Consider the following 6151-nt stretch of genomic DNA (forward strand, 5'->3'; position numbering starts at 1 on the left):
CGCGAACGGCTGCGGCGCGGGCGTGTGCCGCGGCGGCGGCGTGGGGAGCTGCGAGGCGATCTGGGTGCCCTGCTGGAGCACCTCGTCGGTCGACGCGCCCTGGCCGCCCCTGCTGCGCAGGTCCCGCAGGCTCGGCATCAGATCGGTCAGCGCGTCGATCGCGGCGGGCCGCTGCGCCATGTCCTTGGCCAGACAGCGGGCGATCACCGGCCGCAGCGACTCCGGCAGCGCCGACAGGTCGGGCTCGTCGTTGAGGATCCGGTTGATGATGACGGGCAGGGTCTCGGCCTCGAACGGCGACTGGCCGGTGGCGGCGAAGACCATGGTCGCGCCGAACGCGAAGATGTCGACCGTCGACTGGAGGGGGGCGCCGGTGAGCTGCTCGGGCGCCAGGTAGCCGGGGGTGCCGACGACCATGCCGGTCGCGGTGACCGCGCTCTCCTGGGAGTTGACGGTCCTGGCGATGCCGAAGTCGACCACGCGCGGGCCGTCATCGGCGATCAGCACGTTGTTCGGCTTGAAGTCGCGGTGGACGATCCCTTCCTCGTGGATCGCCGCGAGGGCCGTCAGCATCCCGATGGCCAGGTGCCGCAGCTCGGTCTCGCCGCGCGGGCCCTGCTGGGCGACCAGGTCGTGCAGGGACGGCCCGTCGATGAACTCGGTGACGACGTAGGGCTTGTCGCTGTCGACGTCCGCTTCGATGATCTGGGCGGTGCAGAACGGCTTGACCTTCTTGGCCGCGGCGACCTCGCGGACGAACCGGGCGCGCGCCTGCGGGTCGGCGTTCATCTGGGCGTGGAGGAACTTGATGGCGACCCAGCCGGCGGCGCCGGTCCGCCCCAGATAGACGGCGCCCTGCCCACCGGCGCCGAGGCGGCCGACGACTTCGTAAGAGCCCAACGAAGTCGGGTCACCGGGCTCCAGTGGAGCGTACTTCGGCATTCGACCCCTCCCAGGTCATGGATGCACACGGCTTGATGCATTCAGGCCGCGACGATATCGCGTTACGTAGGACGTATGAGCGCCATATCTGCTTCTGTGCTTTTGTCGAGCTTCCTGTCTGGTCAGACGGCGGTCGCCGGGGTGTTGTTCGCCACAGCAACCATGCTCTCGCAGGCTTTTTTCGGGGGCCTGGCCGGTTGATGACTCGCAGCACGGCCGTTCCCAGGTATGATCCCCGCCGCGGCAGCGCTCCCAAAAGGTTCTCTCGGGGAGCGCGTATCGCTTTGTGGGCCGGGCTTTTCGGGCGCGTACACCGCGCGGCGTGAGCAGAGTCACCGGAGTGGTTTGTTGCGCCTCGTGTGTTGCGAGTCACAAACCGTGACAGAATTTCCCGCCCGATCCGGGCACAAGATTGCCCCGTCGAGCGTTACATCCGCGCGACGGGGCGCATAAAGAGGACGGAGCCTCTGGGCGGCGCCCCAGCAGGCAACAGAGGGGGATGGAGAAAGAATGGCCACCGACTACGACAGCCCACGCAAGACCGACGACGACCTGGGTGAGGACAGCCTGCAGGAACTGCAGGCGCGCCGTACCGACAAGTCGGCGGGGATCATCGACGAGGACCTGGACGCCGGCGAGGTCGCCGAGCTGCCGGGCGCCGACCTGTCCAACGAGGAACTGACCTTCAAGGTCATCCCGCGGCAGGCCGACGAGTTCACCTGCAGTTCCTGCTTCCTGGTCCACCACCGCAGCCAGCTCGCCAAGGAGAAGAACGGCGAGCCGGTCTGCACCGAGTGCGCGGCCTGATCCGTCATGTCCCAGGACGACGGTGAGGTCGACGACAACGCCTCCGCGGAGCCGTCACTGGAACGGCGCGCGGAGATCGGCGAGCTGGTGGGTCGCCTGTCCGGGGACGACCTGGACAAGGAGACCCGCGGCAGGCTGCTCGCCAGGCTCACCCGTGTGCTTTCGGCAAGCGCGAAGCAGGCGGGGGTCAAAGGCCTGGCGGGCGGTCGCTGGTTGGCCGAGATCTTCACCGATGTGGCCCCGCGGATCCCCTTCCGGGACCTGGAGACACTGAAGGCTCACCATCCGGGACTCACGCCGGAGATGCTGGCCGAGGAGCTGACCCGCAATGCCGTGAACGCCACGACCGCCGTTGGAGCGGCGGCCGGTGCGCTGGCGGCGGTCGAGTTCGTCGCGCCGCCCCTGCTGCTGACGGCCCCCGCGCAGATCGTCGCGGAGACCCTGGTCGTCGCGGCCATCGAGACCAAGATGATCGCGGAACTGCACGAAGTGCACGGCGTGCAGATCCAGGGCAGCACCGCTCAGCGCGCCATGGTCTATGTGACGGCCTGGGCCAAGCAGCGGGGGGTCAACCCGCTGGATTCGGGCTCGCTGAGCGTGGGCCTGGGCGGCGCCGCCAAGTCGGCGCTGCGCAAGCGGATGCTGAAGACGTTCGGTCGCAGTCTCACCACGCTCGGCCCGTTCCTCACCGGCGCGGTGGCGGGCGGCACGCTCAACCGGGCCGCGACCAAGAAACTCGCCGAGAAGGTCCGCGGGGATCTCACCCGCTACGGCACCGCGAGCACGAAGACCATCGGGGAGAGTGGCGTGCTCAAACTGCCGCCCCCCGCCCCGCCCCCTGCCTAGCCGTTCAGGCGGAACCGTCCTTCAGGGGAAGCCGCCTTCAGGCGAAGATGAGGTCGGCGGTGACGGTGTCGCGGCCGGCCAGCCAGAGGCCGAGCGCCTCACGGGTGCCCAGGACTTCGGGGGCGCCGCGGCGGCCGACCGGACGGCCGCCGTCCGTCGGCACGATCCGGTGTTTGAAGACCCTGCGGTTCAGCCAGACGCTGAGCTGGAGCCCCTCCAGCAGGATCGCCGACGCCGCCCGGTCGGGCACCTCGCGTTCGAGTCCGAGCCCGCGGAGCACGTCCTGGTGGTGCATGGCCAGATCGCCCAGCAGGAGCGGCGCGCCCAGTTTCGAGGTGGCGGTCGGGTGGTCGGCCCAGTGCGCCGCCCACGCCATCAGCCGTTCACGGCTCAGTTTCCGTGCCGTCTCGGCCTGCGCGGCGTTGGCGGCGTCGAGGCGCGCGCCCGCCGCCCGCGGATCGCCGACCAGGACGTTCCGGTAGGAGGCCAGGAAGTAGTCGAGCCCGATCACATGGCCGAGGACGTCGCGCGGGGCCCATTCGGTGCAGAGGGTGGCTCCGTGGTCGAACCGCTCGTCGGGCAGGGAGTCCAGGGTGGCGATCAGCCGGTGTCGTTCGGCGCGCAGTTCAGCGATCAATTGACGTTCCTTCCAACACGGCTCGGACCGCCACCCTATGCAGACGTCGCGGACGGGGCCAGTGGGCCCCTCCCGCGGATCAGTCCCGCAGTTCAGTCCTGCAGTTCAGTCCTGCAGATCCTTGATCAGGTGCGCGGGGAGCGCGCCGGTGCTGGTCTCCCACTGGCGGACCGCCGCACGGCTGATCAGCACGCGGGTGACCTCCATTCCGACGCCCATGAGGATCGCCCACCCCAGCGCGTCAGCCAGGCGCACGCCCGGGTCCTCGGGGTTGACCGGAGGCTCTTTGCCGGTGCCCTTGCGCCATGCGAACTCGATGGCCTTGCGGGCCGCGAATCCGCCGGCCATCCCGGCGACCCCAGCAAAGACCTTCCAGCCGATTTCCGGCTTGTGAGACATCGTCGTCCTTCCGTTGCGTCCGTCGGATCCGACGCTATCGCGATCTCCGCTAGATCCCCCGGGCGGCTGTTAATAACCCTGCGATCGCGGGTCCTGTCAATATCCTGGAGCGCATGACTCCACACACGACCACGCCCGCCGTCCCCGAGAAGGTCTCCCTCGACGGACTCGAGGAGAAGTGGGCCGTAGCGTGGGAGTCCGCGGGCACGTACGCCTTCGACCGGACCAGGCCGCGCGCCGAGGTCTACGCGATCGACACCCCGCCGCCGACGGTCTCAGGCTCGCTCCACGTCGGCCATGTCTTCTCCTACACCCACACCGACGCGATCGCCCGGTTCCAGCGGATGCGCGGCAAGAGCGTCTTCTACCCGATCGGCTGGGACGACAACGGGCTGCCGACCGAGCGGCGCGTCCAGAACCACTACGGGGTCCGCTGCGACCCGTCCGTCCCCTACGACCCGTCGTTCGAGCCGCCCGAAAAGCCCGGCAAACAGCAGATCCCGGTCTCGCGCCGGAACTTCATCGAGCTGTGCGAGCGGCTGACCGCGGTCGACGAGAAGGCGTTCGAGGAGATGTGGCGGCGGGTCGGCCTGTCGGTCGACTGGTCCTACCTGTACTCGACGATCGGCGCGCGGTCCCGCGCGGTCTCCCAGCAGGCGTTCCTGCGGAACCTGGCCCGCGGCGAGGCCTATCTGGCCGAAGCGCCGACCCTCTGGGACGTCACGTTCCGCACGGCCGTCGCCCAGGCCGAGCTGGAGAACCGCGACCATCCGGGCGCCTTCCACCGGATCGCCTTCCACGGCCCCGACGGCGACGTCTTCGTCGAGACCACCCGGCCCGAGCTGCTGCCCGCGTGCGTCGCGCTGGTCGCCCACCCCGACGACGAGCGCTACCAGGCGCTGTTCGGCCGCACGGTCGTCACACCGCTGTTCGGGGTCTCCGTCCCGGTCCTGCCGCACCCGCTGGCCGATCCGGCGAAGGGCTCCGGCGCCGTCATGGTCTGCACGTTCGGCGACACCACCGACGTCATCTGGTGGCGTGAGCTGGACCTGCCGATCCGGCCGGTCATCGGCTGGGACGGCCGGCTGGCCGCCGCCCCGCCGCCCGGTGTCGGGGCGTCGCCCTACGACGAGCTGGCGGGCAAGACCGTCCACTCGGCGAAGGAACGGGTCGTCGAGCTGCTGCGCGCGTCCGGGGAGCTGGTCGGGGAGCCGCGGCCGGTCGTCCGGCCCGTCGGGTTCTACGAGAAGGGCAACCGGCCGCTGGAGATCGTCACCACTCGCCAGTGGTATCTGCGCAACGGCGGCCGTGACGCCGCCCGGCGGGAGCGGTACCTGGAGCGCGGCCGGGAGCTGTCGTGGCATCCGGCGTTCATGCGGTCGCGGTACGAGAACTGGGTCGAGGGGCTGGCGGGCGACTGGCTGATCTCGCGGCAGCGGTTCTTCGGGGTCCCGATCCCGGTCTGGTACCCGCTCGACGCCTCGGGCGAGCCCGACCACACCCGGCCGATCGTCCCGGCGCAGGACGTGCTGCCCGTCGACCCGTCGAGCGACGTCCCGCCCGGCTACCGCGAGGAGCAGCGCGGCAAACCCGACGGCTTCGTCGGCGATCCCGACGTCTTCGACACCTGGGCGACCTCCTCGCTCACCCCGCAGATCGCGGGCGGCTGGGAGCGCGACCCCGATCTGTTCGCGCGGGTCTTCCCGTTCGATCTGCGGCCGCAGGGCCACGACATCATCCGGACGTGGCTGTTCACGACGGTCGTCCGCGCCGATCTGGAGAACGGTTCGCTGCCGTGGACCGATGTCGCGCTGTCGGGCTGGATCCTCGATCCCGACCGGAAGAAGATGTCGAAGTCGGTCGGGAACGTCGTCACCCCGCTCGGGCTGCTGCAGGAGCACGGTTCGGACGCCGTCCGCTACTGGGCGGCCAACGGCAGGCTCGGCACCGACACCGCTTTCGACACCGGCCAGATCAAGGTCGGCCGGCGGCTCGCGATGAAGATCCTCAACGCCTCGAAGTTCGTTCTGGGGCTGGCGGGGGAGGCGTCACTGGAGCGGCTGCGGCCGATCGACGCCGGGATGCTCGCGCTGCTCGGCGAGGTCGTCGACGAAGCGACGGCGGCGTTCGACTCCTACGACCACACGCGGGCGCTGGAGCGGACCGAGCAGTTCTTCTGGCAGTTCTGCGACGACTACCTGGAGCTGGTCAAGCAGCGCGCCTACAGCGAAGGCGAGGGCGGCGCCGCGGCCAGGGGCGCGCTGCGGCTGGCGCTCTCGGTGCTGCTGCGGTTGTTCGCGCCGATCCTGCCGTACGTCACCGAGGAGGTCTGGTCGTGGTGGCGCGAGGGTTCGGTCCACCGGGCCGCCTGGCCGGACAGCGCGGAGCTGCCCGAGGGCGGTGACGGCGACGTCCTGCGGTACACGGCCGAGGCGCTGCGGCAGATCCGGCGTGCCAAGTCCCAGGCGCGGACGTCGATGAAGGCCGAGGTCGCCCTGGCCGTCGCGCACGGCGCGGGCG

The 6151-nt window shown here is 70.2% G+C and carries 6 protein-coding genes; 3 read left to right on the top strand and 3 right to left on the bottom strand.

Annotated elements, in window-relative coordinates:
* Window positions 1-900 (bottom strand): serine/threonine-protein kinase (locus tag ACYVE7_RS27425; RefSeq protein ID WP_460368568.1); only part of this gene is annotated, 900 nt, incomplete at its 3' end.
* Between the two features lie 552 nt (window positions 901-1452).
* Between ACYVE7_RS27425 and ACYVE7_RS27430 the strand changes: the two genes are divergently transcribed.
* Complete coding sequence (locus ACYVE7_RS27430; protein ID WP_344830652.1) at window positions 1453-1749, top strand: DUF4193 domain-containing protein; 297 nt, start codon at window positions 1453-1455, stop codon at window positions 1747-1749.
* Between the two features lie 6 nt (window positions 1750-1755).
* Window positions 1756-2595 (top strand): hypothetical protein, encoded by an 840-nt coding sequence (locus ACYVE7_RS27435; RefSeq protein ID WP_460368570.1) that lies wholly within the window; start codon window positions 1756-1758, stop codon window positions 2593-2595.
* A 37-nt stretch (window positions 2596-2632) separates the two neighbouring features.
* On the opposite strand, the gene ACYVE7_RS27440 is transcribed toward ACYVE7_RS27435, so the two are convergent.
* Window positions 2633-3232 (bottom strand): maleylpyruvate isomerase family mycothiol-dependent enzyme, encoded by a 600-nt coding sequence (locus ACYVE7_RS27440; protein ID WP_460368571.1) that lies wholly within the window; start codon window positions 3230-3232, stop codon window positions 2633-2635.
* A 105-nt stretch (window positions 3233-3337) separates the two neighbouring features.
* Window positions 3338-3631 carry a DUF4235 domain-containing protein gene (locus ACYVE7_RS27445; RefSeq protein WP_460368573.1) on the bottom strand — a complete coding sequence of 98 codons (294 nt, stop codon included), beginning with the start codon at window positions 3629-3631 and terminating at the stop codon, window positions 3338-3340.
* Window positions 3632-3744: 113 nt separating this feature from the next.
* Between ACYVE7_RS27445 and valS the strand changes: the two genes are divergently transcribed.
* Window positions 3745-6151 (top strand): valine--tRNA ligase (gene valS, locus ACYVE7_RS27450; RefSeq protein ID WP_460368574.1); only part of this gene is annotated, 2407 nt, incomplete at its 3' end.

This window comes from Actinocorallia lasiicapitis, from assembly GCF_054778695.1.

Excerpts from the sequence above, each read along its gene's own strand:
- ACYVE7_RS27430 (WP_344830652.1), top strand. The coding sequence starts at position 1,453 with ATGGCCACCGACTACGACAGCCCACGCAAGACCGACGACGACCTGGGT.
- ACYVE7_RS27435 (WP_460368570.1), top strand. The coding sequence starts at position 1,756 with ATGTCCCAGGACGACGGTGAGGTCGACGACAACGCCTCCGCGGAGCCG.
- ACYVE7_RS27445 (WP_460368573.1), bottom strand. The coding sequence starts at position 3,631 with ATGTCTCACAAGCCGGAAATCGGCTGGAAGGTCTTTGCTGGGGTCGCC.